We start from the raw sequence: 771 nt of genomic DNA on the forward strand, positions 1-771 counted from the left end.
GACCGAAATGGCCGGCGCGTGAGTGTGCGCGATGGCGTCAGTCGCGACGACGGCGGCGCGTCAGCAGCACGCCGGCAAGGGCCACGCCGGCAAGCGCGATGCTGCCGGGTTCGGGAACGGTGTTGCCGGGCGTGCCGTCATCCGTCCGCAGAACCAGCCTGACGAAACCGACCACGCCTGTGTCCAGCGGGGCGTCAGGGTCACTCGAAGTGGCGACGCGAATCTCGATGTCGTTGAGGCCATTCAGCACGCCGCTGCCGACACCCAGGTTGATGCTGTCCAGGAATGCGTAGTTGGCACCCAGGATGTCGAAGTCTGCGACCGTGAGTTGACCGACGACCGCGCCGTTCAGCAGGACCTCGGCAGGCCCGTAGGCCCCCCAGCCGCCAGCGAACACCTGCAGTTGCGCGCCCGTCAGGCTGCCCGACCAGCTGCGGCTCAGTTGCCCGATGAAGCCGCCTTCATGCCATTCACCCAGGCCTGTGCCGTCCGTGAAATCGCTGGCGAAGATCTCGTCCCCACTCGCAATGCCCGGGCCGAGGCCGTCGTCGACGCCTATCTGGCCCGTCACAAGGCCAGCTTGAGCAGCACCGCAGAACAGGCCCAGTGTCAGTGCCGCAGCGGCATACCAAGGGCGAAAGGAATTTTGTAGAGACATGTGGAGACTCGAAAGGACTGAGACGTGGGGCTTGCGCTTGCCTGGATGGTAGGGATGGCGGGTGCTGCCAACCATCCCTGGAGCATGGGGCGGATGAAGGAGCGTTTTCATGG

At 65.4% G+C, this 771-nt stretch carries 1 protein-coding gene; it reads right to left on the reverse strand.

Features of this window, described 5'->3' with window-relative positions; genetic code table 11:
- Nucleotides 1–37 precede the first annotated feature (37 nt).
- Complete coding sequence (locus ACG00Y_RS08975; protein WP_394478001.1) at nucleotides 38–769, reverse strand: PEP-CTERM sorting domain-containing protein; 732 nt, start codon at nucleotides 767–769, stop codon at nucleotides 38–40.
- Between the last annotated feature and the right edge of the window lie 2 nt (nucleotides 770–771).

This window comes from Pelomonas parva (assembly GCF_043555835.1).
GTDB lineage: Bacteria > Pseudomonadota > Gammaproteobacteria > Burkholderiales > Burkholderiaceae_C > Pelomonas > Pelomonas parva.

Coding starts and splice junctions, on each gene's coding strand:
- ACG00Y_RS08975 (WP_394478001.1), bottom strand. CDS start 769: ATGAAAACGCTCCTTCATCCGCCCCATGCTCCAGGGATGGTTGGCAGC.